General features: G+C 71.4%; 25 protein-coding genes and 2 pseudogenes. 17 read left to right on the forward strand and 10 right to left on the reverse strand.

Annotated elements, in window-relative coordinates; all coding sequences use genetic code 11:
* Positions 1–53 precede the first annotated feature (53 nt).
* Positions 54–1,604: a GMC family oxidoreductase gene (locus tag IH09_RS21610; RefSeq protein ID WP_318279514.1), complete on the forward strand. Its 1,551-nt coding sequence runs from the start codon at positions 54–56 to the stop codon at positions 1,602–1,604.
* A 47-nt stretch (positions 1,605–1,651) separates the two neighbouring features.
* On the opposite strand, the gene IH09_RS21615 is transcribed toward IH09_RS21610, so the two are convergent.
* A complete protein-coding gene (locus tag IH09_RS21615; protein ID WP_240150493.1) occupies positions 1,652–2,761 on the reverse strand; it encodes a sensor histidine kinase in 1,110 nt (369 codons plus the stop codon).
* 302 nt (positions 2,762–3,063) lie between these two features.
* On the opposite strand from IH09_RS21615, the gene IH09_RS21620 reads away from it, so the two are divergent.
* The 4 genes from IH09_RS21620 to IH09_RS21635 all read left to right on the forward strand — a co-directional run bounded on the left by IH09_RS21620 (position 3,064) and on the right by IH09_RS21635 (position 6,976).
* Positions 3,064–3,825, forward strand: coding sequence for a helix-turn-helix domain-containing protein (locus IH09_RS21620; protein WP_094792586.1), 762 nt, complete (start codon positions 3,064–3,066; stop codon positions 3,823–3,825).
* 80 nt (positions 3,826–3,905) lie between these two features.
* Positions 3,906–4,205 (forward strand): DUF1876 domain-containing protein, encoded by a 300-nt coding sequence (locus IH09_RS21625; RefSeq protein WP_052858867.1) that lies wholly within the window; start codon positions 3,906–3,908, stop codon positions 4,203–4,205.
* Positions 4,206–4,323: 118 nt separating this feature from the next.
* The gene (gene ppk2, locus IH09_RS21630) at positions 4,324–5,145 is read left to right on the forward strand and encodes a polyphosphate kinase 2 (RefSeq protein WP_052858869.1); all 822 of its coding nucleotides are present in this window, start codon (positions 4,324–4,326) and stop codon (positions 5,143–5,145) included.
* 94 nt (positions 5,146–5,239) lie between these two features.
* On the forward strand, positions 5,240–6,976 hold the full coding sequence (locus IH09_RS21635; RefSeq protein WP_052858870.1) for a GAF domain-containing protein: 1,737 nt from the start codon (positions 5,240–5,242) through the stop codon (positions 6,974–6,976).
* Between the two features lie 6 nt (positions 6,977–6,982).
* Here IH09_RS21635 and IH09_RS21640 read toward each other — a convergent pair whose 3' ends face one another.
* The 5 genes from IH09_RS21640 to IH09_RS21660 form a co-directional block, all read right to left on the reverse strand.
* The gene (locus IH09_RS21640) at positions 6,983–8,371 is read right to left on the reverse strand and encodes a nicotinate phosphoribosyltransferase (RefSeq protein ID WP_052858872.1); all 1,389 of its coding nucleotides are present in this window, start codon (positions 8,369–8,371) and stop codon (positions 6,983–6,985) included.
* Positions 8,372–8,460: 89 nt separating this feature from the next.
* Positions 8,461–9,474 (reverse strand): DUF1259 domain-containing protein, encoded by a 1,014-nt coding sequence (locus tag IH09_RS21645; RefSeq protein WP_052858874.1) that lies wholly within the window; start codon positions 9,472–9,474, stop codon positions 8,461–8,463.
* A 164-nt stretch (positions 9,475–9,638) separates the two neighbouring features.
* Complete coding sequence (locus IH09_RS21650) at positions 9,639–10,346, reverse strand: response regulator (protein ID WP_052858876.1); 708 nt, start codon at positions 10,344–10,346, stop codon at positions 9,639–9,641.
* Between the two features lie 112 nt (positions 10,347–10,458).
* Positions 10,459–10,917: a Crp/Fnr family transcriptional regulator gene (locus tag IH09_RS21655; RefSeq protein ID WP_052858878.1), complete on the reverse strand. Its 459-nt coding sequence runs from the start codon at positions 10,915–10,917 to the stop codon at positions 10,459–10,461.
* Positions 10,914–11,633, reverse strand: coding sequence for a CBS domain-containing protein (locus tag IH09_RS21660; RefSeq protein ID WP_110952482.1), 720 nt, complete (start codon positions 11,631–11,633; stop codon positions 10,914–10,916). Before IH09_RS21660 ends, IH09_RS21655 begins: the two co-directional genes overlap by 4 nt.
* Before the next feature lie 261 nt (positions 11,634–11,894).
* Between IH09_RS21660 and IH09_RS21665 the strand changes: the two genes are divergently transcribed.
* From IH09_RS21665 to IH09_RS21675, 3 genes are all read left to right on the forward strand, one after another.
* Positions 11,895–12,656, forward strand: a complete 762-nt coding sequence (locus tag IH09_RS21665) for an HAD family hydrolase (RefSeq protein WP_052858880.1) — start codon at positions 11,895–11,897, stop codon at positions 12,654–12,656.
* Positions 12,656–15,058 carry a glycoside hydrolase family 65 protein gene (locus IH09_RS21670; RefSeq protein ID WP_052858882.1) on the forward strand — a complete coding sequence of 801 codons (2,403 nt, stop codon included), beginning with the start codon at positions 12,656–12,658 and terminating at the stop codon, positions 15,056–15,058. Before IH09_RS21665 ends, IH09_RS21670 begins: the two co-directional genes overlap by 1 nt.
* Positions 15,059–15,205: 147 nt before the next feature.
* Positions 15,206–16,108 carry a universal stress protein gene (locus IH09_RS21675; protein WP_052858884.1) on the forward strand — a complete coding sequence of 301 codons (903 nt, stop codon included), beginning with the start codon at positions 15,206–15,208 and terminating at the stop codon, positions 16,106–16,108.
* Positions 16,109–16,277: 169 nt separating this feature from the next.
* On the opposite strand, the gene IH09_RS21680 is transcribed toward IH09_RS21675, so the two are convergent.
* Positions 16,278–17,030 (reverse strand): SDR family NAD(P)-dependent oxidoreductase, encoded by a 753-nt coding sequence (locus IH09_RS21680; protein ID WP_110952483.1) that lies wholly within the window; start codon positions 17,028–17,030, stop codon positions 16,278–16,280.
* Between the two features lie 711 nt (positions 17,031–17,741).
* A complete protein-coding gene (locus tag IH09_RS21685; protein WP_052858886.1) occupies positions 17,742–18,791 on the reverse strand; it encodes an aldo/keto reductase in 1,050 nt (349 codons plus the stop codon).
* 182 nt (positions 18,792–18,973) lie between these two features.
* Here IH09_RS21685 and IH09_RS21690 point away from each other — a divergent pair, with 182 nt between their 5' ends.
* Both IH09_RS21690 and IH09_RS37665 read left to right on the forward strand, forming a co-directional pair.
* The gene (locus tag IH09_RS21690; protein WP_110952484.1) at positions 18,974–19,573 is read left to right on the forward strand and encodes an HDIG domain-containing metalloprotein; all 600 of its coding nucleotides are present in this window, start codon (positions 18,974–18,976) and stop codon (positions 19,571–19,573) included.
* 484 nt (positions 19,574–20,057) lie between these two features.
* Positions 20,058–20,505, forward strand: a pseudogene (locus tag IH09_RS37665) (asparagine synthetase B family protein); the annotation flags it as partial.
* A gap of 183 nt (positions 20,506–20,688) precedes the next feature.
* On the opposite strand, the pseudogene IH09_RS40065 reads toward IH09_RS37665, so the two are convergent.
* Positions 20,689–20,952, reverse strand: a pseudogene (locus IH09_RS40065) (SUMF1/EgtB/PvdO family nonheme iron enzyme); the annotation flags it as partial.
* An 818-nt stretch (positions 20,953–21,770) separates the two neighbouring features.
* Between IH09_RS40065 and IH09_RS37675 the strand changes: the two are divergent.
* The 7 genes from IH09_RS37675 to IH09_RS21715 all read left to right on the forward strand — a co-directional run bounded on the left by IH09_RS37675 (position 21,771) and on the right by IH09_RS21715 (position 26,813).
* On the forward strand, positions 21,771–21,980 hold the full coding sequence (locus IH09_RS37675; protein ID WP_110952485.1) for a hypothetical protein: 210 nt from the start codon (positions 21,771–21,773) through the stop codon (positions 21,978–21,980).
* Positions 21,964–22,476 carry a DUF6879 family protein gene (locus IH09_RS21695; RefSeq protein WP_052858889.1) on the forward strand — a complete coding sequence of 171 codons (513 nt, stop codon included), beginning with the start codon at positions 21,964–21,966 and terminating at the stop codon, positions 22,474–22,476. Before IH09_RS37675 ends, IH09_RS21695 begins: the two co-directional genes overlap by 17 nt.
* Positions 22,473–23,306 (forward strand): Scr1 family TA system antitoxin-like transcriptional regulator, encoded by an 834-nt coding sequence (locus IH09_RS21700; protein WP_052858892.1) that lies wholly within the window; start codon positions 22,473–22,475, stop codon positions 23,304–23,306. The genes IH09_RS21695 and IH09_RS21700 overlap by 4 nt, the downstream gene beginning before the upstream one ends.
* Before the next feature lie 430 nt (positions 23,307–23,736).
* Positions 23,737–23,874 carry a hypothetical protein gene (locus tag IH09_RS39220; protein ID WP_190233367.1) on the forward strand — a complete coding sequence of 46 codons (138 nt, stop codon included), beginning with the start codon at positions 23,737–23,739 and terminating at the stop codon, positions 23,872–23,874.
* A gap of 14 nt (positions 23,875–23,888) precedes the next feature.
* Complete coding sequence (locus tag IH09_RS21705; RefSeq protein ID WP_052858894.1) at positions 23,889–25,076, forward strand: JmjC domain-containing protein; 1,188 nt, start codon at positions 23,889–23,891, stop codon at positions 25,074–25,076.
* Positions 25,073–25,978, forward strand: a complete 906-nt coding sequence (locus IH09_RS21710) for an aldo/keto reductase (protein ID WP_052858896.1) — start codon at positions 25,073–25,075, stop codon at positions 25,976–25,978. The genes IH09_RS21705 and IH09_RS21710 overlap by 4 nt, the downstream gene beginning before the upstream one ends.
* Positions 25,959–26,813 carry a hypothetical protein gene (locus IH09_RS21715; RefSeq protein WP_052858898.1) on the forward strand — a complete coding sequence of 285 codons (855 nt, stop codon included), beginning with the start codon at positions 25,959–25,961 and terminating at the stop codon, positions 26,811–26,813. Before IH09_RS21710 ends, IH09_RS21715 begins: the two co-directional genes overlap by 20 nt.
* Positions 26,814–26,834: 21 nt before the next feature.
* Here IH09_RS21715 and IH09_RS37680 read toward each other — a convergent pair.
* Positions 26,835–26,940, reverse strand: a 106-nt coding sequence (locus IH09_RS37680) for a helix-turn-helix domain-containing protein (RefSeq protein WP_190233368.1), incomplete at its 5' end; no start/stop codon positions are given.

Raw genomic sequence — 26,940 nt, forward strand, 5'->3', positions numbered from 1 at the left:
GCACCATGCCCCGAGAGGCCCCTGTGGACGAGAACCGTGCGGACCGGACCCCGGTGGACGAGTTCGACTACGTGGTGGTGGGCGGCGGTACGGCCGGTGCGGTGGTGGCCGCCCGGCTGTCCGAGGACCCGGCCGTCAGCGTCTGCGTGCTGGAGGCCGGGCCCTCCGACGTCGACGACCCCGCCGTCCTCCGCCTCGACCGGTGGATGGCGCTGCTAGAATCCGGTTACGACTGGGACTATCCGGTCGAACCGCAGGAGAACGGCAACAGCTTCCTGCGGCACGCCCGCGCCAAGGTGCTGGGCGGCTGCTCCTCGCACAACTCCTGCATCGCCTTCTGGGCCCCGGCCGAGGACCTCGACGAGTGGGGCGCGCTGGGCTGTACGGGCTGGAGCGCGGCCGACTGCTTCCCGCTCTTCCAGCGGCTGGAGACCAACGACGCCCCGGGCGACCACCACGGCCGCAGCGGTCCGGTGACCCTGCGCAGCGTCCCGCCCCACGACCCGTGCGGGGTGGCCCTCCTGGAGGCGTGCGCGGCGGCCGGTATCCCCACCACCCCCTTCAACACCGGCCGGACCGTCCTCCGCGGGGCGAACTGGTTCCAGATCAACTGCCGCCCCGACGGGGTCCGTTCCTCCGCCTCGGTCTCCTATCTGCACCCCGTCCTGGGCACCCGGCCCCGTCTCGACGTCCGCACCGGTGTCCAGGCCAGACGGCTGGTCTTCGACGACGCCCGGCGGTGCACCGGCGTCGACTACCTCTCCCCCGACCTGATCCACACCCGTACCGTCCGCGCCCGCCGCGAGGTCGTCCTCTCCTGCGGCGCCATCGACTCCCCCAAGCTCCTGATGCTGTCGGGCATCGGTCCGGCCGGGCATCTGCGCGCCACCGGTATCGAGCCGCTGGTCGACTCCCCCGGCGTCGGCTCCCACCTCCAGGACCACCCGGAGGGCGTGATCATGTGGGACGCCCGGCAGCCCATGGTCACCTCGTCCACCCAGTGGTGGGAGATCGGTATCTTCGCCGCCACCGAACCCGGCCTGGACCGCCCGGACCTGATGTTCCACTACGGCTCGGTGCCCTTCGACATGAACACCTACCGGCGCGGCTACCCCACCTCCGAGAACGCCTTCTGCCTCACCCCGAACGTCACCCGCGCCCGCTCCCTGGGCACCGTCCGGCTGCGCACCCGCGACTTCCGCGACAAGCCCCGGGTCGATCCGCGCTACTTCACCGATGAGCACGACGTACGCGTCATGACGCACGGTCTGCGCCTGGCCCGCGAGATCGTCGCCCAGGCCCCCATGGCCGGCTGGGCCGGTGCCGAGCTCGCCCCCGGGCCCGGCGTCCGCTCCGACGCCGACCTCCTCGACTACATCCGCACCACCCACAACACCGTCTACCACCCCGCCTGCACCGTCCGCATGGGCGCCCCCGACGACCCGGATACTCCTCTGGACCCGCAGCTCCGTGTGAAGGGCGTCACCGGACTGCGCGTCGCCGACGGCTCGGTCATGCCGTTCCTGACGGCGGTCAATCCGTGCATCACGACGATGATGATCGGGGAGAAGTGCGCGGACCTCCTGCGGGCGGAGCGCCCCTGAGCGGCGCCGGGGAATACCGGCACCGCCCCCGGACGACGGTCATCCCCTCACCGGGCCGCCGGCGCCGGAAGCACACATCTGACCCGCCAGCCCCCGCCGTGCGGCCCCGCCTCCAGCGTGCCGCCCAGTGCGCCGACCCGCTCCGCCAGTCCGGCCAGCCCCGTCCCCCCGCCGTCGCGGGTGGGCGCCGGCGTCCCGCCGCCGTCGTCGGCGACGGTCACCTCCACCGCCCGGCCGGCGGTACGTCCGGTGGACACCGCGATCCGTGAGGCGTGCGGGGCATGCCGCCGGATGTTGGTCAGCGACTCCAGGACCGCGCGGTACGCCGCGTCGTCGGCCTCCCGCGCCAGGACGCCCGCGATGCCGTCCTCCTGGTTCAGCTCCGTACGGGCCCCGGTCATCGCGGCGAACCTGCCGACCAGTTCGGCCAGATCGGCCAGGCCGTACAGCCGGGTGGCCGGCGGCTCCGCCCACGTCCCGCCCTCTCCCGTACGCAGGGTGCGCACCATCTGGTCCATGGCGTCCAGCGCCCGCGTCCCCGCCTGCTCGATGCGCGCGTAGAGCTCGTCGTTCCGCTCCCGTGCCCCGTCGTCGAGCTGGGCGGCCTGGGCCTCCAGGACGATGCCGGTCACCTCGTGGGCGACGAAGTCATGGAGATCGCGGGCGACTTCGCCGCGCTGGTCGCGCAGCGCCTCGGTGACCGCGCGCGCCCGCCGGTCGTCCAGCGACCGGAGGTAGAGCCCGACGCCCGTCGCACCCGCGGCGGGGAGGAAGGCCAGCAGCGCCATGAAGACCGATTCCCGCCACCCGGGTTGGGGTGCGTGCAGCGTCATCCGCAGCGGCAGGAGCACCACGGCGGTCCCGGCCAGCCCGCCGAGCCAGCTGACGTGGGGGCGGGGCGCCCGCCGGATCACCCGGTACAGGAGTACCAGCAGGGCGGTCATCTCGAACGGCAGCCACAGGAGGACCTGTCCCGCCACCCCGGACCAGACGAAGTCCAGCACCAGGGAGAGCCCCGCCACGACGCCCGCGGACCGGGCCGGCGAGATCCGCTTCACGGGCCAGGGGTATATCGCGGCCACCAGCGCCACCGCCGCGGCGCCCGCCAGGACCCAGGCGCCGGGCGGACCCATGAGGGCGGGCAGCAGCATCATCATCGCGGCCACGCCGCACCACCATGCCCGGCGCTTCCGTCTCTTGGGCGTCCCCGTGTACTCCATAGCGCCCGAGGTTACGCAGGCGCGCCGGCCGGGCACCCGGCGGTGCCGGGCCGCGCCGCCGCACCGCCCGGACCAGCGGGTTCCCGTCCGGGGCCACAGGGCCGGGTCCGGTGCCGCCGTCCGCCGGGGACCGGCAGGTGGGGACCGGTCGGCCCATGCGCCGGGCGGGCGCGCCGCCGCAGGCTGGGCGTGCGGGCCGCGGCCGCCCGCCCCGAACGCGGCGAAGGGATGTGGCCACGATGACGGACCACGAGACCGGCTCCCCGACCGGGCCGGCCCTTGAGCCCAGCGATCTGGGCCGCAGGGTGGCGCTGCGCCGTCAGCAGCTGGGGCTCACCCGTGAACAGGTGGCGGCCCGCGCCGCCGCCGCGCCGGATTACCTCCGGTATGTGGAGGAGCAGCCGGCCACCCCCGGTATGGGGTTCATGCTGCGTCTCGCCGAGGCCCTGGACACCAGCGTGGCGGAGCTGGTCGGCGGGACGGCGGAGCTCCCGGCGGGCCTCGGCCGGGCCGCCGCCCGTCCCGAGGTGCTGGTCCTCACCGTGCAGGAGTGCCGGGAGCTGCTCGCCACCCATGGTGTGGGCAGGGTGGCGGTGACGGTGGCGGACGCGCCCGCCGTCTTCCCGGTGAACTACACCGTCGCCGGGAAACTGGTCGCCTACCGGACGGCACCGGATGCCGGGCCGGCCGCCGCGGCCGGTCATGAGGCCGCCCTCGAAGTCGATCACCTCGACGACGCGTTCAGCGCGGGCTGGAGTGTCCTGGTCGTGGGGCCGGCCCATGCGGTCACCGATCTCGACGAACTGCTCACGCTGGAGGAGAACGCCTATACGGCCCCCTGGGTCGGCGGCGGGCGCCGGCAGTGGATCGCCATCCGGCCCAAGCGGGTCACCGGGCGCCGGATCCGCGTCCAGGGCTCCCGGCGGCGGAGCCGTACGCCCGGCCCGGAGGACGCCGGCACCGGCATGGACTCCGGCGTGGACTCCGGTGAGTACGCGTGACGTGCCGCGGTTCCGCGGCGGACGGAACCCGAAGCCGGCAGCCCCGGGGGTACGACGAGCAGCGGAGGAAGTGGGGAGTCATGGCCAGAACGGTGGAGTGGGCGGTACGGCTGTACCTCTTCGAGGAGGACGGGACGACCAAGGCGCGGGCGGTGCTCGACACCGGAACCTCGACGGTCACCGGCCACGGAACCGCGCGGTGCAGTCCCGAGGACCCGGACGTGCCGGAGATCGGCGATGAACTGGCCGCCGGACGCGCCCTGACCGGCCTCGGACGCCTACTGATGCGGGTGGCCGACCAGGACCTGGCAGGCCTCGGCGCCGCACCGCCCGGCCGGGCGCGGCCGGCGCCGTACGGATGGGCCGACGCGGCGCTCTGAGCGGGGCACGCACGACGCGAGCCGCCCGTGCTTCCGGCGGCCGATCCCTGAGGGGTCGGCCGCGCGGGCGGGTGCGGCTCACCGTGCCGGACGGTGCGATGTTCCGTAGCGTCGTCCCATGGCGCAGGATCACGGCAGCGAGCGGCCCGGGAAGCTCCCCCGGTCCCTGTACGAGCGCGAGCTGTACCGGTTGCAGACGGAGCTGGTGAAGCTCCAGGAGTGGGTCCGGGCCGAAGGCGTCCGGCTCACCGTGGTCTTCGAGGGGCGCGACGCGGCCGGCAAGGGGAGCACGATCAAGCGCGTCGCGGAGCGTCTCAATCCCCGGGTGACGCGGATCGTCGCGCTGCCCCGGCCCACCGAGCGGGAGCGCACCCAGTGGTACTTCCAGCGCTACACCGGGCATCTCCCCGCGGCCGGCGAGATCGTGCTGTTCGACCGGAGCTGGTACAACCGGGCCGGTGTCGAGAAGGTGATGGGGTTCTGCACGGCGGCGGAGCACCGGCGGTTCCTCCGGCAGTGCCCGGTCTTCGAACGGATGCTGGTGGAGGACGGGATCCTGCTGCGCAAGTACTGGTTCTCGGTCAGTGACCACGTCCAGGAGCAGCGGTTCCAAAGCCGGCTGGCGGACCCCACCCGGCGCTGGAAGCTCTCCCCCATGGACCTGGAGTCCCTCACCCGCTGGGAGGCGTACTCCCGGGCGAAGGACGAGATGTTCGTGCACACCGATGTCCCGGAGTCACCGTGGTACGTCGTCGAGAGCGACGACAAGCGGCGGGCCCGGCTGAACATGATCGCCCATCTGCTGTCGACCGTCCCGTACGAGGCCGTCCCGCCCCCGGTGCTCACCCTGCCGCCGCGCCCGCCGGGCACCGGCTACCGACGGCCGCCCCGCAGCCTCCAGACGTACGTCCCCGATCATGCCGCCGGGCTCCACGGGTGAGGGGCGGCAGCCGTTCGAGGTGCCCATTCGCCCACGGCGACTACCGTGGAGGTGTGGCCCTGCCGGTGGCGTACGGGCCACGGCCGGAGGTGCGGTGGGCGACAACGGAACCGCCCGGAGAGCTGCGGCCCGGCGACGGCTGGGCGCGCTGCCGGAGGGCCTTCAGGAGCGCCTCGACGCCGTACGGCGCGGCCCCGGCGAGGAGGCGCCGCATCTGCTGCTCGAAGCCGTCCTGTCGGTGGGCCGGGGGCTGGACCTGCCGCAGGTGCTGCGGCGCATCGTCGAGGCGGCGGTGGTGGTCGTGGACGCCGAGTACGGTGCGCTGGGCGTCGTCGGCGAGGGCACCCGGCTCGCGAAGTTCCTGCCCGTCGGGGTGAGCCCGGAGCAGGAGCGCGCCATCGGCGGGCTGCCGGCCGGGCACGGCATCCTCGGCGAGCTGATCCGCCACCCCGTTCCGCTGCGGCTGGCGGAGCTGTCCGAGCACCCCTCGTCGTACGGGTTCCCGCCGAACCATCCGCCGATGCACTCCTTCCTCGGCGTCCCCATCACGGTGCACGACGAGGTGTTCGGCAGCCTCTACCTCACCGAGAAGCGGGGCGGCGGAGAGTTCGACGCGCAGGACGAGACGGTGCTGTCGACCCTCGCCGTGGCCGCGGGGATGGCCATCGAGAACGCCCGGCTCTACGAGGAGGCCCGCTGCCGCCAGCAGTGGCTGGAGGCGCACAGTGATATCGTCGCCGGTCTGCTGCCCGGCAGTCTGCTGCCGGGGGCGGACGAGAAGCACGTCCTGCGGACGATCGTCGACCACGCGCTGCGCATTCTCGCCGCCGATCTCGGTGTTCTCGCGCTGCCCACCGGGGACCATGCGCTGCGTGTGGTCCTGGCGTCCGGTGTCGACGCCGAAGCGCACCAGGGTCTGGTGCTGCCCCGGGACGGTTCGTTCGCCGGTGCGGCCCTGGACGCCGGCGGTCCCCTGCTCAGCCTCGATGTCGAGCACCATCCCGAGGTCACCGCGGGTCCCTCGCGCTGGGCGGGTCTGGGGCCCGCGGTCGCGGTCCCCATGATCACGGGTGAGCGGGTGCGCGGCGTCCTCCTGCTGGCCCGCCTCCGGCGGCGTGCCGCGTTCACCGCGTCGGAGACCGCGCCGCTGCTGACGTTCGCGGGGCAGGCGGCGCTCGCCATGGAACTGGCCGAACAGCGCCAGTCCGCCGAGCAGCTCGCGCTGCTCGCGGACCGCGACCGGATCGCGCGTGACCTGCACGATCTGGCCATTCAGCGGCTCTTCGCCACCGGTATGACGCTCCAGAGCGCGGTGCGCTTCGTCGACCACCCCGAGGCGAGTGAGCGGCTGCTGCGCGCGGTGGACGATCTGGACGAGACGATCAAAATCATCCGGTCGACCATCTTCGGGCTCCGCACCCACGACCGGGGCCGTACGGCCCACGGGCTGCGGATCCGCGCCGTCACGGCGGTGGAGCAGGCGGCCCGCGCCCTGGGTTTCCCGCCCGCCCTCCACATGGCGGGGCTCATCGACACGGACGTCCCCGAGGACACCGCCGACCATGTCGTCGCCGTCCTCGGGGAGGCGCTGTGCAACGCCGCGCGGCATGCGCACGCGACCTGCGTGGACGTCTCGCTGACCGCGCGCGACGGCACGCTGGCGCTGCGGGTCACGGACAACGGGGTGGGCATCGGTCCGGGCGGCCGCCGCAGCGGGCTGCGCAATCTCGCCCGGCGGGCCGAGAGCCTGGGCGGTGCGCTGACGGTCGAGGCGCCGGCGGACGGCGGCACCCGTCTGGAGTGGCGCGTACCGCTCCGCCCGGATGCCTGAGGTACCTCAGGGGGTGTGCCGAGGCGGCTGCGGGTCGGCCCGGCGGCCGTCCCCGGGCGGGGTGGCGGCGCCCCGGACGCGGTGTTCGATCCGGTGCCGGACGCGTGCGGCGAGGTCCGTGAGCGGGCCCGAGAAGGACGCCCGTACCGGTGTCGGGGAGCGGATGGACCGGGCCGTTTCCGGGAGCTGTGCCAGGTCGGCCGCGAGCCGCCGGGCGGCGTCCGGCAGCCGGCCGGGCGGTCCGGTGCGCACCCCGTCCCGCATCACCGTCTCCAGGAGCGGCACCCCGTCGGCGGGCGGCGGCTCGTCGGCGAGGCCGATCACATCGGCGCAGCCGGGGCGGCGGAACACCTGTTTGCGGCCGGGCGCCGTCACCTTCGCCGACGACAGCTTCATCACGGGCCGGCCGTCGTACTCGACGAGCTTGTAGGCGGAGTCGAGGTAGGGGGCGTCGGCGCTGACGCCGATGCGCGTGCCCACGGCGTAGACGTCGATCGGCGCGTCCGCCGCCGTCAGATCGTCCAGGGCGAATTCGTCCAGCCCGCCGCTGGCGACGATGCGGACGCGGTGCAGCCCTGCCTCGTCGAGCACCGCCCGTGCGCGCACCGCGAGCGCCCCGAGGTCGCCGCTGTCCAGGCGGATGGCGGAACCGTCGGTGCGGCCGAGGTCGCGCAGCACCCGCGCCGCCACCGCGACGCCGGACTCCGTGTCGTAGGTGTCCACCAGGAACGTCACCGGTCCCGGATGGGACCGGGCGAAGGCGGTGAAGGCGGCCTCCTCGTCCTCGAACGCCTCGATGTAGGAGTGCGCCATGGTGCCGACGGCCGTCAGATGCTCGGCGTGGGCCGCCGCCACGTTGCTGGTGCCCGCGAAACCGGCCATGGCGCCGAGCCGGGCCGCCTGGTATCCCGCGGCCGTGCCGTGGGTGCGCCGCAGCGAGAAGTCGACGACCGGATGTCCCCGGGCGGCGATGACGCACCGTGCGCACTTGGCGGCGATGGCGGTCTGATGGCTGAGCTGGTTCAGGACGAACGTCTCGACGAGCTGTGCCTGGGGCAGCGGGGCCGTGATCTCCAGCAGCGGTTCACCGGCCAGCACGACGTGCCCCTCGGGGACGGCTCTGACCTCACCGGTGAAGCGCAGGTCCCGCAACGGTGCCAGGTCCGCGGCCGGCTGGCGCAGGGTCTCGGCGAAGGTGTCGATGTCCGCCGCCCCGACGTGGAATCCGGCGAGGAAGTCGAGGGCCGATTCCAGGCCGGCGGCGACCAGGAAGGCCCGGCCGGGCGGCAGGTCGCGCACGAAGCAGCTGAACGTCGCCGGCTGCGTCATCCGCTCGCGGAGGTACGAGAGCGCCATGGTCACTTCGTACAGATCGGTCGTGGCGGCATCCGACATCGGCTGCTCCTTCCCTGGCCCCGGGCCGCCCGCCGCGGCTGCCGCGGGCGGCCCGGGGTACGCCGGTCAGAGCTTCCCGGCGCCGCCCGTCACGCGACGCCGTCGGTGGCCGGCGCGTTGTTCGTGGCGTCCACCGCGGCGCGAAGGGCGCGGGCGAGCTTGACGGCGTCGTCCACGGCCCAGAAGTGGGTGAAGAACAGGCGGGGTTCGTCCGTCAGGCCGTGGTTGTGGAGTTCGACGAGATCGATCCCGCCGCGGCGCAGCGCCTTGAGAACATTCTGGACTTCCCCGGCGACCATGGCGAAGTCACCGTTGAGCGCGGCCCGGCCGTTGCCCAGGGGCTGGAAGGTGAAGCTGGTGGTCGCCCCGAGGCCCGAGGGCAGGACGCGGCCCCCGTCGGTGATGGTCTCGCGGCGGACGAAGATGCAGGAGTGGACCCCGCCGTCGCTGGTTCCCTTGGCGCCCAGTGCGGCGTCGATGCCGTCGGTGTCCAGTTCGAGGGGGACCGGCGCGCTCTGCCGGGCCGGGGGCGGGGTGTCCGTGTGGTCGAGGATGGTGCGCACACCGCGGGCCAGGGCCACCGGGTCGGGGCCGTGCCCGTGGATGTGCGTCCACCAGATGTCGGGGTTCTGGGCGAGCAGGTGCTTGTGGATCGCGGTCTGTGTGAACCCCTGCGCATGCACGGCGTCGCTGAGCGACTGCAACTCGCACTCGGTGACCACCAGATCGCCCATGGCCATCGTCATGCCGTCGCTGTAGCGGACGAAGGACACGTGCGAGCCGAGCGCGAGCGCCGGCCTGACGATGACCCCCTGGGAGACCACGTGCAGGTCGCCGCGCGGGAAGGCGGTGTGGTGGTACTCCCCCCGGATCAGCGTGCCGGCCCGGCCCAGTGTCTTCGCGACGTCCTGCCAGTCCGTCTCGGCCGTGGGCACCGGCTTGGCCGGCTTCCCCTTCACCGGCTCGCTGAGCGCGGTGGATCCGGAGCACGCGGCGGCCACGCCCGCCCCGGCCAGTACGGGCACCAGCACGGCCCCGGCCAGCAGCCGTCGCCGCTGCAGCAGCGCTCCCGCGCGCCGGTCCTCCTGTTGTCCTCGGCTCATCGATGAGTACCTCCGTTGACGACACGCGTTGACGGCATAGAGTGACGACATAAAAGCACGCAGTTACCCAGATACCGGTACATACTGCTCGGTCGGCGTAGTCGCGTGTGGCCGCCGGGGCGCTGCGGGAGGCGCCGGGGCCCGGCCGGGGCGGGGCGGGGCGGTCAGTTCCGGTGCGGTCCGGCGTCCGGGTCCGGCGGCGGGGTCGCCCGGGTGGCGAGTACCGCCGCCTGGACGCGGCGCCCGACGCCGAGTTTGGCCAGCAGGCGGGAGATGTGGTTCTTGACCGTCTTCTCGGAGAGGTAGAGCCGCTTGCCGATCTGACGGTTTGTCAGCCCTTCGCCGATCAGGCCGAGGATCTCCCGCTCCCGCGGCGACAGGCCGGACAGCGCGTTCTCCTCGTGCTCCGCGCCGGGGTCCGGGCCGCGCAGACTGCTCATCAGCCGCGCCGTGGTCGCCGGGTCGAGCATCGAGCGGCCGGACGCGACCGTGCGGACCGCGGCGACCAGATCCTCGCCCTTGATCTCCTTCAGGACGTAGCCCGCCGCACCGGCCATGATCGCGTCGAGCAGCGCATCGTCGTCGTCGAACGACGTGAGCATCAGACAGGCCAGACCCGGCAGGCGCGAGCGCAGCTGCCGGCAGACGGTGATCCCGTCACCGTCCGGCAGCCGCACATCGAGTACGGCGACATGCGGCCGCAGCGCCGGCACCCGGGCCAGCGCGTGATCGGCGGTGCCCGCGTCGCCGACCACCTCGATATCGGGCTCCGCGTCCAGCAGGTCCTGCACACCGCGGCGGACCACTTCGTGATCGTCGAGCAGGAACACCCGGATGGGCGCCCGCGGTGAGAACTGTCCCGTGTCGCTCATGGCGCCCTCCACGCGCTCGCCCGGCGTCGCCCCGTCTCCCATGGTGCGGTGCGTGCCCGAGGTGCGCCAGGGCCGGCCGGGGCGGCGCCCGCCGGATGCCGGCCGCCGCCGGTCACCAGCGGTCGGCGCTGCCCGGTGGCCCGTACAGCTCCAGGAGCCGGGTGCGGGTGCGGTGCAGCCGGTCGGCCACCGTCTGCGCGGCATAGCGGTACATCGCGCGGCCCAGTACGGCGTCGGCCTCGCACAGTGCGCGCACCGCCGTGGCGTCGAACTCCACGGCATCCACCGGACGCACCGCCTCCGCCCCCAGGTGCCAGAGGTACGGCGGGAACAGCCAGGACCAGCCGACCAGATCGTCCCGGCCGAGCGTCTCGACGACCGCCGCCCGCCGCCCCGGGACGTGCAGGTCGAGGGCGACCAGACCCGAGCGGATGACCCAGAACCGGTCCGCCGAGCGGCCCTCCTCGAAGATGCGGGTGCCCCGCGGCAGGGACACGTTGCGCGCCACCTCGGTCAGCCGCTCGGCCGCCCCGGCGGGCAGCACGTCGAGCAGACTCCTGGTCGTGGTCATCTCGTCCTCCGTCCCGGGGCGGCGGCCGGGGACTCCCGGCGGGCCGGGCCGCCGCCGCTGTGCCGTCCCCGGCCGGGCGCGGCCGCGGTGCGCGTGGTGGTCTCCCCCGGCTGGTGGTACGCGGCCGCGCGGCGGTACGTCAGCCGGTCCACCACCGCGATCACGCCGTGGACCTGGCGCGTCATCCGTACGGCCACGGCCGCGTCGCCGCTGCTCTCCAGGCAGCCGCTCAGCGCCACCACGCCGCCGCGCACCGAGACCTGCACCCGGTGCGGGCCCAGCCACAGGGTGCGGACCATGATCTCGTCGAGGACCTCGTCGCGGATGTCCGCATCCGGCCGGCAGAAGATCTGCAACAGGTCGCGCCGGGTGACGATGCCGACCAGGCGGGCCTCCTCGTCCACGACCGGCAGCCGCCCGATGCGGTGCTCGGTCAGCAGGCGGGCCGCCCGGACAAGGGAGTCGTCCGCCCGGATGGTGATCGCCGGGACGGACATCAGCTCCCCCGCGGTCGGCGGTCCCGCGCCGCCGGTCCGCCGGACGCGCCGCAGATCGGCCGCGGAGACGACCCCGGCCACCCGCTCGTCGGCGTCCACCACCGGCAGCGCGCCGACGTCGTACTCGGCCAGCCACCGCTGGAGGTCCTCGCGCGGGGTCGCGCGCAGCGCCCGGACCACCTCGCCGGTCATCACGCTGCCGACCCTCCGTGGCTTCATCGCACGCCCTCCTTCGGCGCCCGCCCCGCCGGGCGGCCGGTGCGGACGGCGGCCGCGCGGCCCGGCTCTCGCGGGCGGCACTCCCATCATCGGACGGTGCGGGGCCCGGTCACAGGGGCCTTCCGGGACCGCCCGAGGACCAATCGGCCCTGCCGGGGGCGGCTGCGCCGGGCCCCGCCGCCGCTCCCGCGCGACGCGCCCGCGGCCGGGGGCCGTGGTGCCATGGAGAGGACCCCCTGACGGAGGGAGGGATCCGCCATCATGGGCGACGCGCCGTCCCTGGCCGACTGTCTGCGTTCACTGCGGGCCGTGGTCTTCGACACCGACGGAGTCATCCTCGACTCCGCCCGGGTCCACGCCGCGGCCTGGCAGGGCGCCTTCGACGCCTGTCTGTCGGCCGTGGGCGGGCAGCGGCCGTTCGACCCGGTGGACGACTACCGCCGGTATGTCGACGGCCGCTCCCGGCAGGACGGGGCCGCCGGATTCCTCGCGTCCCGGGGGCTGGACCTGCCGTTCGGTGACCCCGCCGACCCGCCGGGCACCGCCACGGTGTGGGCCGTCGCGGCCCGCAAGGAGGAACTGTTCACCGGGCTGCTGCGCGCGCAGGGCATCGTCGCCTGGCCCGGCACCGTACGCCTGCTGCACGCGCTGCGGCGCCGGCGGATACCGTGCGCGGCCGTCTCGGCGTCCCGCCACGCGGCCGAGCTGCTCGCCGCGGCGGGCATCGACGGCCTCTTCCGGGCCGTGGTGGACGGCAACGAGGCGCGGCGGCTGGCGCTGCCGGGCAAACCGGACCCGGCGCTCTTCGTGGAGGCGGCCCGGCGCCTCGGCGTCCCGGTCGGCGACACCGCCGTGGTGGAGGACGCCCTGGCCGGTGTCGAGGCCGGCCGGCGCGGTGGATTCGGCCTCGTGGTGGGCGTGGACCGCACGGCCGGCCCGGTCGGCACGGCCGCCCTGCGCCGCCACGGCGCCGATGTCGTGGTGAGCGACCCCGGCGAGCTGCTGACATCCGGGGAGGGCTGATGACCGGCGACTGGACCTGGTCGTACGAGGGGTACGAACCGGCGGAGGAACGGCTGCGCGAGACGCTGTGCACCCTCGGCAACGGCTACTTCGCCACCCGCGGCGCCGCGTCCGAGACGCCCGCCGGGCCCACACACGGTCCGGGCACGTACGCGGCGGGCTGCTACAACCGGCTGGCCTCCACCGTGGCGGACCGCCGGGTCGAGCACGAGGACATGGTCAATCTGCCCAACTGGCTGCCGCTGCGCTACCGCATGTGCCCGGCGGACGTACCCCCCGGGCCGTGGCTGACCCCCGACGGCGGACAACTGGTGGAGCACCGGCAGACGTTGGACCTGCGGCACGGCACCCTGACCCGGTGGACGGTCTACGCGGACGACGACGGGCGACGGCTGAGCGTCACGCAGTGCCGCCTGGTGCACATGGGCGACCCGCATCTGGCCGCGCTGCGCACCTCGTTCACGGCCGACGGGTGGACGGGCGGGGTGGAGGTCGTGGCCGGGATCGACGGGGATGTCCGCAACACCGGTGTCGAGCGGTACCGCGCTCTCGCCAACCGGCATCTGACCGGCTGGGCGACCGGTTCCGAGCAGGACGACACGGTGTGGCTGGGCTGCCGCACCGTCACCTCCGACATCCGTATCGCACTGGCCGCGCGCACCCGGGCGGCCGGCCCCGGGAGCGCGAAGCCGCGGGCCTGCCTCACCGCCCGCCGGGCCCGCCAAGGGCTGACCCTGCCCGTCGGACCCGGCACCGACGCCGTCGTCGACAAGACGGTGGCGCTGTACACCTCCCACGACCCGGCGATCGGCAACGCGGTGAGCGCGGCCGTCCGCGCCGCGCACCAGGCTCCGGAGTTCCCGCTGCTGCTGGCCGCGCACCGGCGCGCCTGGGAGCACCTCTGGCAGCAGACGAAGCTGGAGGTCCCCGGTGAGGCGGGCCGGATTCTGCGGCTGCACCTCTTCCATGTGCTCCAGACCCTCTCGCCGCACTCGGCCGAGCTGGACGTCGGGGTACCGGCGCGGGGCCTGCACGGCGAGGCGTACCGCGGGCACGTCTTCTGGGACGAGCTCTTCGTGCTGCCGTTCCTGAACCTGCATCTGCCGGAGGTCTCCCGGGCCCTGCTCGGCTACCGCCACCGCCGGCTGTCCGCGGCCTGCCGGTCGGCGCGGGAGGCGGGCCGGGCGGGGGCGATGTACCCCTGGCAGAGCGGCAGCGACGGCCGGGAGGAGGCGCCGGAGGTCCATCTCAACCCGCGCTCGGGCCGCTGGCTGCCCGATCACTCCCGGTTGCAGCACCACGTCGGCTCGGCGATCGCGTACAACGTGTGGCAGTACTGCCAGGCCAGCGGCGATACGGAGTTCCTGCACACCAAGGGCGCGGAGATGGTGCTGGAGATCGCCCGCTTCTGGGCGGCCGGCTCGGTCTGGGACCCGGCCCTGGGCCGCTACCGCATCCGCGGGGTCGTCGGTCCCGACGAGTACCACGACGGCTATCCGGCGGCCACCGAACCGGGGCTGGACGACAACACCTATACGAACGTCACCGCGGCCTGGGTGCTGCGGCGCGCGCTGGAGCTCTGCCACACCCTCCCCGAGACCCGGCGGCAGCAGCTGTTCGAGCGCATCCGGCTCGGTCCGGACGAGCGGGAACGCTGGGAGGACATCGCACACCGGCTCCATGTGCCGCACCACCGCGGGGTCATCAGCCAGTTCGCGGGCTACGGCGATCTGGCGGAGCTCGACTGGGAGGGCTACCGGAAGCGGTACGGGGACATCCGGCGGCTGGACCGGATCCTGGAGGCGGAGGACGACACCCCCAACCGCTACCAGGCGTCCAAGCAGGCCGATGTGCTGATGCTGGGCTACCTCTTCTCACCGGCGGAACTCGCCGGGGTGTTCCGGCAGCTCGGCTACCCCCTCGACGACGACATCTGGCACACCACCGTCGACTACTACCTGCGCCGCACCAGCCACGGATCGACGCTCAGCGCCCTGGTGCACGCCTGGGTGCTGGCACGGGCCCGCCGGGCCGACGCCTGGACGTACTGCGAGGAGGCGCTGACCGGGGACGTGGCGGACCTCCAGGGCGGCACCACCGCCGAGGGCATCCACCTGGGCGCGATGGCGGGCACGCTGGATCTCGTCCAGCGCGGGATGACCGGCCTGGAGACCCGCGACGGCGCGCTGTGGCTCGCCCCGGCGCCGATCCCCCAGCTCTCGGAGTTCGGGGTACGGCTGCGCTATCTGCGCCACTGGGACATCGACCTGCACATCCGGGCCAAGCAGGTGTACCTGGCGGTACCGGAATCGGGCCACGCCCCGTTGCGGGTGAAGCTCGGCGGCCACACGTTCACGGTCGCCCCCGGCACGAGCTGCCGGCTCGACCTGCCCGGCAGCTGACGGGGCGCACCGATTCCGGTGCCGGTCCGTACCGCCGGGTGGGCCGGTCGGCCCGGGTGGGGGCCCTGCGGCCCCTCGCGAGCCGCGCGCGTACCGGACGACCGTGGGAGGTGAACCGTGGAACCGCTCGCCGCCCGGAGGTGCGCCATGACCCGCCCCGTGACCGTCGGACTGGACGGCTCCCCCGCGAGCCTCGCCGCCGCCGACTGGGGTGCCCGGGAGGCGCTGCGCCGGGAGCTGCCGCTCTGCCTCGTCCACGCCTGGGAGTGGCAGCCCTACACGAACGCGCCGCTCGCGGGGACGGAGGGACCCCGGCAGTGGTCCGAGCGCGTGCCCCGCGAGGCCGCCGCGGATCTCCGCAACCGCTATCCGGACCTGGACATCACCACGGACCACCGCACGGGCCCGCCCCCGGAGGTGCTGTGCGACGCGGCCCGGGAGGCGGAGCTGCTGGCCATGGGCAGCGCCCGGATCGGCACCCTCGCCGGTTTCCTCCTCGGCTCCGTCGGGCTGTCCACGGCCGCGCACAGCGAGCGGCCGGTCGTCTTCGTCCGCGCCGGGACGACGGCCGACGACGAGCACCGGCCCGCGACGGACGGCCGGCCCCCGGCGGCGATGGCCTACCGTCCGGTGGTGCTCGGCCTGGATCTGAGCCGACCGTGCGCGGAGGTGATCCGGTTCGCCTTCGACACCGCGGCGCTCCGGGCGGCCCCGCTCCGGGTGGTGCACGGCTGGCATCCGCCTGCCTACATCGCCTACGGCGCCGGGGTGCGCCCGACCCTGCGGGCCGACATGGCGGCGGAGCAGACCGAGACGATGCGCACCGCGCTGCGGCCGTGGCGGGAGAAGTACCCCGGTATCGACGTGATCGAGCAGTCCGCGTCCGGCCCGCCGGCCCGTCACCTCGTGGCGGCGGGCGCCGAGGCCGGACTCGTCGTCATCGGCCGGCGGACCGGCCGCTCCTGGGTCGGCCCGCCCCGCATCGGGCACGTCGCACACGCGGTCCTGCACCACTGCCCGGCGCCGGTCGCGGTCGTTCCGTACGCGTGAGGGCGCGCCGCGGTGGCGGGCGGCGGCGCACGGTGGCGGTCGCGGCGGGAGCGGGGCGGCGGGGCCACGGGGCTCCGGACCGGGTGGGCGGACGGACCGCCGGCGTTCCGTCCGGTGTCCTCGCCGCCGGTTCCGGGGCCGGGGACACCGGGCGGCCCGCCGACCGGGCTCAGACGGCGGTGCGTCCGCCGTCGACGGGCAGCACCACGCCGTGGACGAAGCTCGCCGCATCGCTGGCCAGATAGGCGATCGCCTCGGCGATCTCCTGCGGTGCGGCCACGCGGCCCGCCGGGGCCTGGGCCGCCAGGACGTCGAGGTCCTCACCCATACCGGCGGTGCCCTCGGTACGTACCGGGCCGGGCCGGACGGCGTTGACCCGCACACCGCGCGGGCCGTACTCGGCGGCCCACGCCTTGGTCAGCAGCTCCACGGCCGCTTTGCTCGACCCGTACAGCGCCATCCCCGTCATACCGCTCTCGGCGGCGATCGTGCTGAGGTTGACGATCGCGCCGCCGCCCCGTTCGGCCATCGCCGGGGCGAGCGCCGCGACCAGATGGAAGGGGGCCTTCACATTGAGTTCGTAGACGGCGTCGATGTCGTGCTCCCGCGCCTCCTCGGTGGGGCCGAAGGGGTAGCTGCCCGCATTGTTGACCAGGATGTCGACCCGGCCCCCGCCCAGGGTTTCCGCTTCCCGCGCCAGTTGTCGCACCGACTCCGCCTTGCGCAGGTCCGCGGCGAGGAAGTCGGCCTTGCCGCCGCGGTCCCTGATGGCACCGACCACGGACTCGCCGCGGGAACGGTCACGGCCCGCGACCACCACATGCGCACCCCGCTCGGCGAGCAGTGCCGCGGTGGCGGCGCCGATACCACTGGTCGCTCCGGTCACCAGGGCCACGCGTCCGGTCAGATCAAAAGAATCCATGAGCCGTCCTTCGCATCGGAGGGCCGAGCACCCCGCGACCCGACCGCGCCGCGACCGCTCCTCCCTCATCTCGTTCGTGAGCTGTCTCGTTCGTGAGCTATCTCGTTCGTGAGCTGACGCGCATCGGCAAGCGCGGATCCGCGCCGCGGATTCCGTCACCGCCACAGGCGCTGCCGGGAGCCGCCATTGATACGGGAATTCTGCGCGGCCAACGGGCTTCGCGACGTGCGCCGCGCTGCTGCGACGCAGGTCAGGGCCGTTTCGGCGACCAGAGGTGGCCCTTATGGCGGCACTTCGCGAGGCGTATGGGCGAGGTGCGGCGGACGGCGGGCTTCGCCTGATGGCCTGACGCGGGAGGCTCACGGACGCGGCTGTCGACTTCTGCTGACGCACTGCCGGGTCTCACGGACGCGCTGTCGGCTCTTGCGGAGGGGCGGGCGGCTCTCGCGGAGGGGCGGGCAGTCGGGCGGCCTCGCCCTGTGGTGCGGTCCCGGACAGCGTCCCGGGGGCCGGAGGCGCGCGGAGTCCGCCACGTCACCTCGGCCGGTGGGCCGGTGGGCCGGTCGGTCGGTCCACGGGCGAGCCGGACCTTGGTCGTCGGCCCGCGGCAGGACCGGCCGAGCGCCTGGCCGCCTGGCCGCCGCGCATCGGACCGCCCCAGGAGCCGGCACACATCGCCGGACTCCCGCCGGACTCCCGCCGGGGCCGGCCTCAGGCGGCGGACCTGGCTCCGGCCGGGCGTCGCCGGAGCTCCGGCGTGGTGAGCGTCGGCGGAGTCCAGGCGCCGTCCGGCGGATAGAGGTCGGTGCCGGGCGGGACGATCTCGTCGATCCGGTCGAGGACGGCGTCGTCCAGCACCACCGAGGTGCCCTTGAGGGTGGACCGCAGCTGCTCCATCGTGCGCGGGCCGATGATCACCGACGTGACGGCAGGATGCGCGAGCGGGAAGGCGATGGCCAACTCCGGCAGCGTGCAGCCCACTTCCTCGGCCACGGCGACGAGCTGCTCGACGGCCTCCAGCTTCGCGGCGGTGCGCGGCGCCGACGGATCGAAGCGGTCCGGGTTCAGGGTGGGGCGTCCACTGCTCAGATCGAGAGCCCGGCCCTTGCGGTAACGCCCGGTCAGGAACCCCGAGGCCAACGGGCTCCAGGTCAGCACCCCCATGCCCAGGCGCTGCGCCACCGGCAACATATGCCTCTCCACGCCTCGGGCCAGCAGCGAGTATGGCGGCTGCTCGGTGCGGAACCGCTGGAGCCCCCGGCGGTCGGCCACGTGGTACGCCTCGACGATCTCGTCCGCGGGGAACGTGGAGCAGCCGAACGCCCTGATCTTGCCCTGGCTCACGAGATCGGTCAGCGCGGAGAGCGTCTCCTCGATATCGGTCGTATGGTCCGGCCGATGCACCTGGTACAAATCGATCCAGTCCGTGCCCAGCCGCCGCAGACTGTCCTCCACCTCCCGGACGATCCAACGCCGCGAGTTGCCACCCCGGTTGGGGCCGTCCCCCATGGGGAAATGGACCTTGGTTGCCAGTACCACCTCGTCGCGACGGCCCTTCAACGCCTTGCCGACTATCGTCTCCGACTCCCCTGCCGAGTACATATCGGCGGTGTCGACGAAATTGATCCCCTCGTCGAGCGCGGCGTGGATGATCCGGACACACTCGTCGTGGTCGGAGTTACCAACGAAACCGAACATCATGGTACCGAGACAGTAAGGACTGACCTCGATACCGGTCCCGCCCAGAACGCGGTGGCGCATGAACTCTCCTTGCCCGTCATCAACTTGAACGCCGCGACCTTACGACTTGGAGTCCGCTCCAGGGCAAGCCTGATTCCCCCGCTCAGCTCGCCTTCCCTCTTCGGCGTAAGCCGCCTCAAGCCCTGCTTCGCCGACCGGGGCGAACGCCTTCGCTCCGCCGCGCGAAGGATTGTTACGCTGCCATGGTGATCCTGCCGACGACCCAAGAGATACGTGCACTGCACGAAAAGTACGCGCCCACACGTGAGGCATTCGATCTCGTATACACCCACTGCGAGATCGTCTCCCGCATCGCGGAACAGCTGATGGCAGACACCGTTCTCCCGCTTGATGCCGCGCTTGTGCGTGTCGGTGCGCTGCTCCACGACATCGGCGTCTACCGGCTCTACGACCGCACCGGACGGCTTGATCACAGCAGCTACCTCCGCCACGGAATCCTCGGCCACGAGATCCTCCGCCAGGAGGGCTTCCCGGAGCGACTCCGCCGTTTCTGCTCCTGCCACACCGGAGTCGGCATCACCAGGCACGACATACGCGAAAACGGACTGGACCTCCCCGAGGCCGATTACCTGGCCGAGACCGCCGAAGAGCAATTGGTGATGTACGCGGACAAGTTTCACAGCAAAACCACACCGCCGACGTTCCTCACAGCCAGCTCTTACGGTGTGCACCTAGAGAAATTCGGCGGGGACAAACTCCACGCATTCCACCTCCTGTGCACCCGGTTCGGCGAGCCCGACCTCACCCCCCTCGGAGCACAGTACGGCCACCGGCAAGTATGAGCCGATCACCGAACAGCATCTCGAAAGGGATCAGGGTCTGCCCCATCAGGCGGACATAGGAGCGGCCTTCGCGTGAACCTGTCCTGCTCCGCCACGTAGACATGGGCAGCACCGCGAAAGGCGCGGTCGGGGCCCCGCCGGCGCCGAGCCCGTCCGGCCCTGCCCGGTGCGGCTGACGCCGCAGCCCCGCCTCCGTACACACGGTGAACCGCCGGCGCACAGTGGCCCGCGAGACCCCGAACAACGCCCCGGCCCTACGTCCTTCCGCGCGCCCGCACCCTCCGCACCCGGGCGCCCGACGCCGGCACCGCACCCGCACTGTTCGTGCAGCGCGCCGTTTGCGCAGTACAGGGCCGGACAATCGCGGGCCAAAATCACATTGACCCGAAATCCGCGCCCCTCCTACTGCCGAACGCACTATTCCACAGGCACAGGACTGCCCGGCTCTCCAGTATCCGCTCTCAATAATCAGGGAAGGACTGACATGTGCGGCATCGCCGGATGGGTTGATTTCACACGCGGCATATTCCGGGAGCGTGCGACGGCACAGCGAATGACGGCCACCATGGCCTGCCACGGCCCGGACGACGAAGGTCTGTGGACTCATGCGCATATGGCGCTCGGTCACCGGCGGCTGGCCGTCATCGACATCTCCGGCGGCCGCCAGCCGATGCCTTCACCAAAGACCGACGGCGACGGTGTTCCGCACGTGGCGCTCAGCTACAGCGGAGGGGTCTACAACTTCGCGGAAATCCGTGAGGAGTTGGTGCTGTCCGGTCACCGCTTCCGCACCCGCAGCGATACGGAGGTCGTACTGCGCGCCTATCTGGAGTGGGGTGCGAAATTCGTCGAGCGTGTACGCGTTCGCGCTCTGGGACAGTCACACCGAGGAACTGCTGCTGGTGCGGAACCGGCTCGGCATCAAGCCGCTGTCCCGTCGGCGCCGGGTACCTCATGGGAACGGCGCTGTTCGCCAGTGCCAGCGTGCCGGTGCTCACCATCGCCCTGGCCGCCTTCGTCCTGATCGGCATGGCGGTGGACTGTCCACGACAGCCTGCGGTCTGGCGTTGCTCACTTCGCTCCTCTCAGGTGTCGGCTGTCCACCCGGACAGTGGCTAGAGGTCTTGGGCGCAACGGAAGCCCACGACGTTGCTGGCACCACGCCGCCGGTACAGGGCCTTGACGCTGGCTTGGACGGCGCGCAGCGGGTTGCCGTACGAGCCGCCGCAGATTACTGCTTCGCCAGGGTCGTTGAGGCTGGTGGCGGTCCGTTCCCAGACGTTGCCGACCATGCCGCGGATACCGAAAGGGCAGCAGTTGGCTGGGTGTGCGTCGACGGGTGCGACCCAGGCTTCTGCGAGTTGGTTGCGGTCGTATTCGGCTTTCCATGCCTGGCACGTGACTACGAGGCGTCCGGTTCATGCGTCGACGCGGTTGACAGCTTCGAGGTCGGGGGCGTCGCCCCAGGGGAAGAGGCGGCCGTCGGTGCCGCGGCCGCCCTCGACGCCGGAGCAAACCCCACCCTCGTCGCGGGATGGATCACCGAAGCCCAAAACGCGCAGACCACTGCCCGACGACAGCTCGCCACAGCGTCACGCAATCGACGGTAGATCCTCGCCGACGGCCAGATCCACCACATGATCAAGACCCTCGGCAACATGGCCGACCGACTCCAAGCCGCGGCCCCCGAGAACAAAGCACCGCTCTACGCCAACCTCAGCCTTGAGCTGAAGCACCACGCAAACCAGCGGGTTGTGACCATACGGTCACAACCCGCCGACATGTGCATATTGCATTGTGTGTCCGAGGGGGGACTTGAACTCTCCACTCGGGCACCAGCCCACAACCGATCTGACCTGGGGAAACGCCCGCTGACAGGCTTCATTTCGGCGGGCGCTTCTCCTGTTCTTTCCTGCTGTTTCAGGGGCTTTCGGGGCCCTGTTGGTCATGCGTTGGTCATGTGACCAACCCTCCTCCGAGGCGTCCGTCCCTGGTCAGGCTTCCCGGACGGCGCCACGGGGCTACGCCCAGTCTGCACGGTCGCGTACGTGACCGTGTACCGGGGTGGGCTGGCGCGGTCGGGGACCTGTTTATGCAAGGACACGCATAGTCGTGTTCACGCATAGACGCGTAGCGCTACCCCCTCTACTGTCGTTGGCCAGGCGGCCCAAACGGGGCCAGAGCAAGGGGGTTTGGCATGGCCGAACGTTCGGCACTCACCCGGCTCACGGGCAACGGCAACGGCGAGTGCGGAGAGAAGGACTGTCCGAACGTGTACCGCACGGCTACCGGATCGTTCGTGGTGCAGGGCGACGTGTCCGCCGCCTTCACCCCGCCTGCTGGGGAAGGGCTCGTGGAAATCCCGGAGGCGGTTCTCAGGGAGGCAATCCGTGCACTTGGATGGTGACGCGTGGAATGACTGCTTCGATTCCATGGAGCGTGAGGCGTGGCGACTGGAAACGCTGCCCGTCTACACCATGCCCCAGGAGGCGGAGAAGGTGAAGCGCTTCCTCGCCGGGGAGAAATCCCCGGACGATTACACGTCGGCCTGGATGGACGAGGTTCGGCAATGGGCCTCGGAAGGGAAGAGCGTCGGCAGGGTGCACGTCGTGACCCGCCCACTCTCGGACTACCTCCGGTTCGAGTTCGAGTATTACTACCGGCACCACGTGAAGGCGGGCGAGAATATCCGAATTCTCGACCTCACCGAGCGGGCGAACCCGGGGCTTCCGGATCAGGATTTCTGGATTTTCGATGAGTCCAAGGTGGTCCGGATGAACTACCGGGCGGACGGGACACAGATCAACCGGGAACTGTACGAGGGTGATCCTGACCCGTATAGGCAGTGGAAGCGGATTGCCGTTAACGAGTCGGTTCCATTCCTGGAGTACGTGAGCGGGTGACGTTCGACCCTGAACAGTTGGGGCAGCCGAAGCAAGAATTGGCCGCCCTGCTGAAAGAACTACGCAAGCGAGCCGGCCTCACTGGGGACCGGCTCGCTCGGCGTTGCAACATGTCCCAATCGAAGATCAGTCGGATCGAGAACGGGAAAGCGCAACCGAGCCTGCTCGACCTGGAGAGAATCCTCCGGGCTGTCGTTGCTCCGCCCGAGGTCATCGAGGAGGTCATTGCCCTCGCGAGGCTGGCCAATACCGAGTGGCAAGACCTGCGCTCGCTGCGGCGAAGGGGGCTGGAGAAGAAGCAGACCGAACTTGCCGCGCTCGAATCCTCCTCTACGGAGTTCCGTTTCTTCCTGCTCTCGATGATTACGGGACTGCTGTCCACCCCTGAGTACATCCGGGCCAGCCTTGCCCATTCACCGACTGATGTCACTAAGACGATCGCGAGAAAATTGGAGCGACAGGAGGTTCTTTACGACACGAAGAAGCAGTTCTCCTTCATCCTCACCGAACAGGCCGTGAGGTGGCCACTACTGCCCCCGGCCGCGATGGCGATGCAGATTGACCGGCTGGCCTCATTGACCTACCTGCCGAATGTGAAGCTCGGTGTCATCCCAATCGCGGGATACAAGCCCATAGTCCCGATGGACACCTTCACTGTCTACGACAACACCCTGGCCACTGTGGAGAACACCACCGGAGTCGTGATCCTGAGAGATCCACGCGACATCGAAATGCATTTGGAGCTGTTCTCGACACTGGAGGGGTACGCACTGTTCGGGGCCGAAGCGCGAGCCTTGTTGACGGAGTGGGCTGCCGCCTGCCGTTCATGATCTTTAGTCCAGTACGGGAAAGAACTACACAGCCGCCGCTTTCTGGGCCAATGATTTCCTCCATGACAGCGACCGAGCGAAACGAAGAGCGGGTGCGCTACGGCGTGGATCGGGGGCTGGAGTACCGGCAGACGTTCGACCTTGACGGTGGTGTGCGCTCATGACCGGGCGCATGACGCTGCGGGTGTCGTATGACGGCGGTCGGACGTACGGCCCGGTGCGCACAGTCAAGGTGAACCCGCGCAACGCGGTGATCTTGAGTTCCCCGACCAAGTACCCGCCGTGCGGCTGTCCTCGGTGTACGGGGCGACCGTCGCCGCCGAGGTCGGCGTGATGCCCCTTGCGGTCCGACAACCGCCGCACTCGTCGCTGTCCCCGTTTGCTTCCTGCCGGATTCCCGGTAGGAGTTCCCGAGAAGAGAGGTAGTCCGATGGTGGAGGAAAACATCGGTTCGGTGGCCCCCGCTGGGGGTGGCCTGCCTATCGCGAAGCGGAAGATCGTGGCTGCACGCACTCGCGCCGAGCAGGAGTCGGACAACACCAGTGGCCGTTCCGACGGCAACGACTGACGGGAGCGCCCACGGTGCTTGACGCAGCCTCGTGGGCGAGGCGTCTGGGCGGGGACAGGTTCCTCGCCCAGACGTACCACCGCTCCTACGCACACTTCCCCAGCGCCGTCGACACGGCGGGGCTCTTCTCCTGGGACGACCTGAACCGGATCATCGCCACACAGCGGCTGGAGCCGCCCCGGCTCCGCCTGTCGGCTGACGGTGAGATGGTGCCGCTCCACCGCTACGCGATCCCGACCACGAACCGCCGAGCGGTCACCTGGTCCCGTATCCAGCCGTCCGACTTCCATGCGCAGCTCAGAGACGGGGCGTCGTTGGTTCTCGATGCGGTGGAGAAGATCCACCGGCCCGTAGGCGTGGCTGCCGAAGAGTTGGAACGCTTCCTCGGAACTCCCGTTCAGACCAACGTCTACGCCTCGTGGACTGAGCGGGAGGGGTTCGGCCGGCACTGGGACGACCATGACGTGATCGTGGTTCAGTTGCACGGCTCGAAGCGATGGCGCCTGTGGGGGATGACCCGTGAGGCGCCCACCTTCCGGGACGTGGAGCCGCCAGAGGAACCGGAGGTCGACCCTGTGGCGGACCTCGTTCTGTCCCCGGGTGACGTGCTCTACCTGCCGCGCGGTTGGTGGCACGCGGTCACCGCCGACCAGGGAACGGAATCGCTGCACCTGACGTTCGGCTTGGTCCCGCACACAGGTGCCGACCTAATGCTCTGGGTCGTCGATCAGCTCCGGGCCTCTCTCGCACTCCGCAGGGACATTCCACGCTTCGGGTCGTTGGCGCAGCAGTCGGACTTCATCGATGCCATACGCCGTGAGGTGGCCGACATGATGACGGACCCGCGCCTCGTGGAGCAGTGGGCGGAGTCGATCGACACGACCGACCTGGGCCACGCGATTCCCTCGCTCCCGTACGTGGACGGGCTCCCCGCACGATCGGAGATCACGGTCAAGCTCACCGCGCCGAGGGGCCGCCTGACGGCGAACCCCGAGCAGAACACAGTCACCTTCTCGGCGGCCGGTACTGCATGGGACTTCGCCGAGTCCGCAACGCCCGCGCTGGGCACACTGCTGACCAACCGGCCGACCACACTCGGTGAGATGGCCGACTCCGCCGGACTGGAAGTCAAGGACGTGGCCGAACTGGTCTCGACCCTCATCGAAGGCCATGCCGTCGCAGTCGTGGGGACCGCGCTGTGACCGCCGTGCTCTCCCTTGGGACATACCGCGTGCGTGCCGTCAGCCAGGCGGCACGCACCGCCCTGGCCGCCGGTAGCCCCTGGGTGGACACGGCACCCAACTACGCCCATGGTCGGGCGCATGAGGAGTTGAGCCCACTCCTGGGGGAGTACCCGACCGTTCGAGTAGCCACGAAGACGGGGTTCTTCACTGCGGAACAAGGGTGCAGAGCTCTGGCTGACGGCGTGCTCACCCAGGGCGAGTCGGCTGGTAGGCACAGCCTTGAACGGGGCTTCGTCCGCTGGCAGACGGAGCGTTCGTTGGCCGCGCTCGGCCGCGTGGACATGGTCTTCGTGCACAACCCGGAGCATCACGCACACGACTGTGACCGTGCCGCTCTCCTCGGGCGTGTGCGGGAAGCCTTCGCAGCGCTGGAAGAGTTCGCCCATGCGGGCAGGATCGGCGGGTACGGCGTCGCCACATGGTCGGGCATGGGCTCCGAAGCCTTCACTGTTTCCGAGTTGCTCGCGCTCGCCCGGCAGGCGGCAGGCTCCGCCGGACATCACTTCACGGGCTTGCAGGTGCCCGTCAGCCTGGTCATGGATGACGTGATCAGGCAGGCACTCGACGGCGGTGGACCGCTGGTGCAGGCGAAGGACGCGGGGGTGATCACGTTCGGCTCGGCCCCCCTGCACGGGGGCGAACTCCTCGACGCCATGACACCCGAACTGGTGAACCTCATCCGCCCCGGCCTGTCAGCCGCAGCCGCTGCCCTGCTGGCCGCTGGCTCGTGCCCTGGCCTCGATGTTGTCCTGAGTTCAGCGAGCACTCGCGAGCACTGGGACGATGTAGCCAAGGCTCTGGCTGCGCCTCTGACGGCCCAGGAACTCAGGAAGGTAACGGATGAACTCGCCTCTGAATGAGGAGGTACAGGCCCTGATGGAGGCCGCCCACAACCGGGCGGCCAAGGCTCTGGGTCTCACCTGCACGGGGCCGCTGGCATGGGGCTTCCTCGGCGTCACCCTCGGGCGCCGAGCGGGGGACCGGTGGCTACGGGTCAGCCGATCAGCGAAGAGGAACGCGGGCAGGAAGCGGGGGGAAGGCATCGTGGGAGCCTCCCTGTTCGTACCCGAAGGCGTTCCGCGCCCCCGCCTGTACGGGGTGCACGACTGGACTGACGACGAGTGGGCTTTCGAGGCGGAAGTCCTGGACTACGTGACGCAGCCCGTGGTGTCCCCGCATCGGGCCGACATCGACAACGACCCGGGGTTGCCGGATGAGTGGTGGACGGACCTTCGCCAAGCCCTTGCCCTGCTCACTGAGGCCGAGGGGGTGAAGGTGACCGTCCGGGACGGGTGGATTGAGCGGGCCTTCCCTCAGTTCCTCGGTATCCCGGCCCCCGTCAAGGTGGAGCGGGTGACCGGTCATGGTGATCTGCACTGGGGCAACCTCACCGGCGCACCCCTGTGCCTGTTGGACTGGGAGCGGTGGGGGCTGGTGCCCCTGGGCTACGACGCGGGCCTCCTCCACGTCAACAGCTTGCTTGTCCCTGACGTGGCCGACCGTATCCGGCAGGAGTTCGCTGCGGTCCTGGACACCCCCGCTGGCCGAATCGGAGAACTCGCAGCCCTGGCGGAGATGCTGCAAGCCGTAGCCCGTGGCTGGTACTCCGACCTTGCGCCCCACCTCGTTGCCCGCGCGGAAGCCCTCACTGGAGTGCGCCCGCCCGTCCCCGTGCACTCCGAGGTGAGCGCCTGACTGTGCTCCTGAGCGCCTGCCTCAGGCACTGTCGGCAAGGTGCCGGTAGAGGGTGGCCCGGTGCACTCCGAGCGCCTTGGCGATGGCGGTGACGCTCTCTCCCTTGGCGTAGCGGGCACGGGCTACG

Source organism: Streptomyces celluloflavus (assembly GCA_000720995.1).
In the GTDB taxonomy this organism is placed as follows: Bacteria; Actinomycetota; Actinomycetes; order Streptomycetales; family Streptomycetaceae; genus Streptomyces; species Streptomyces celluloflavus.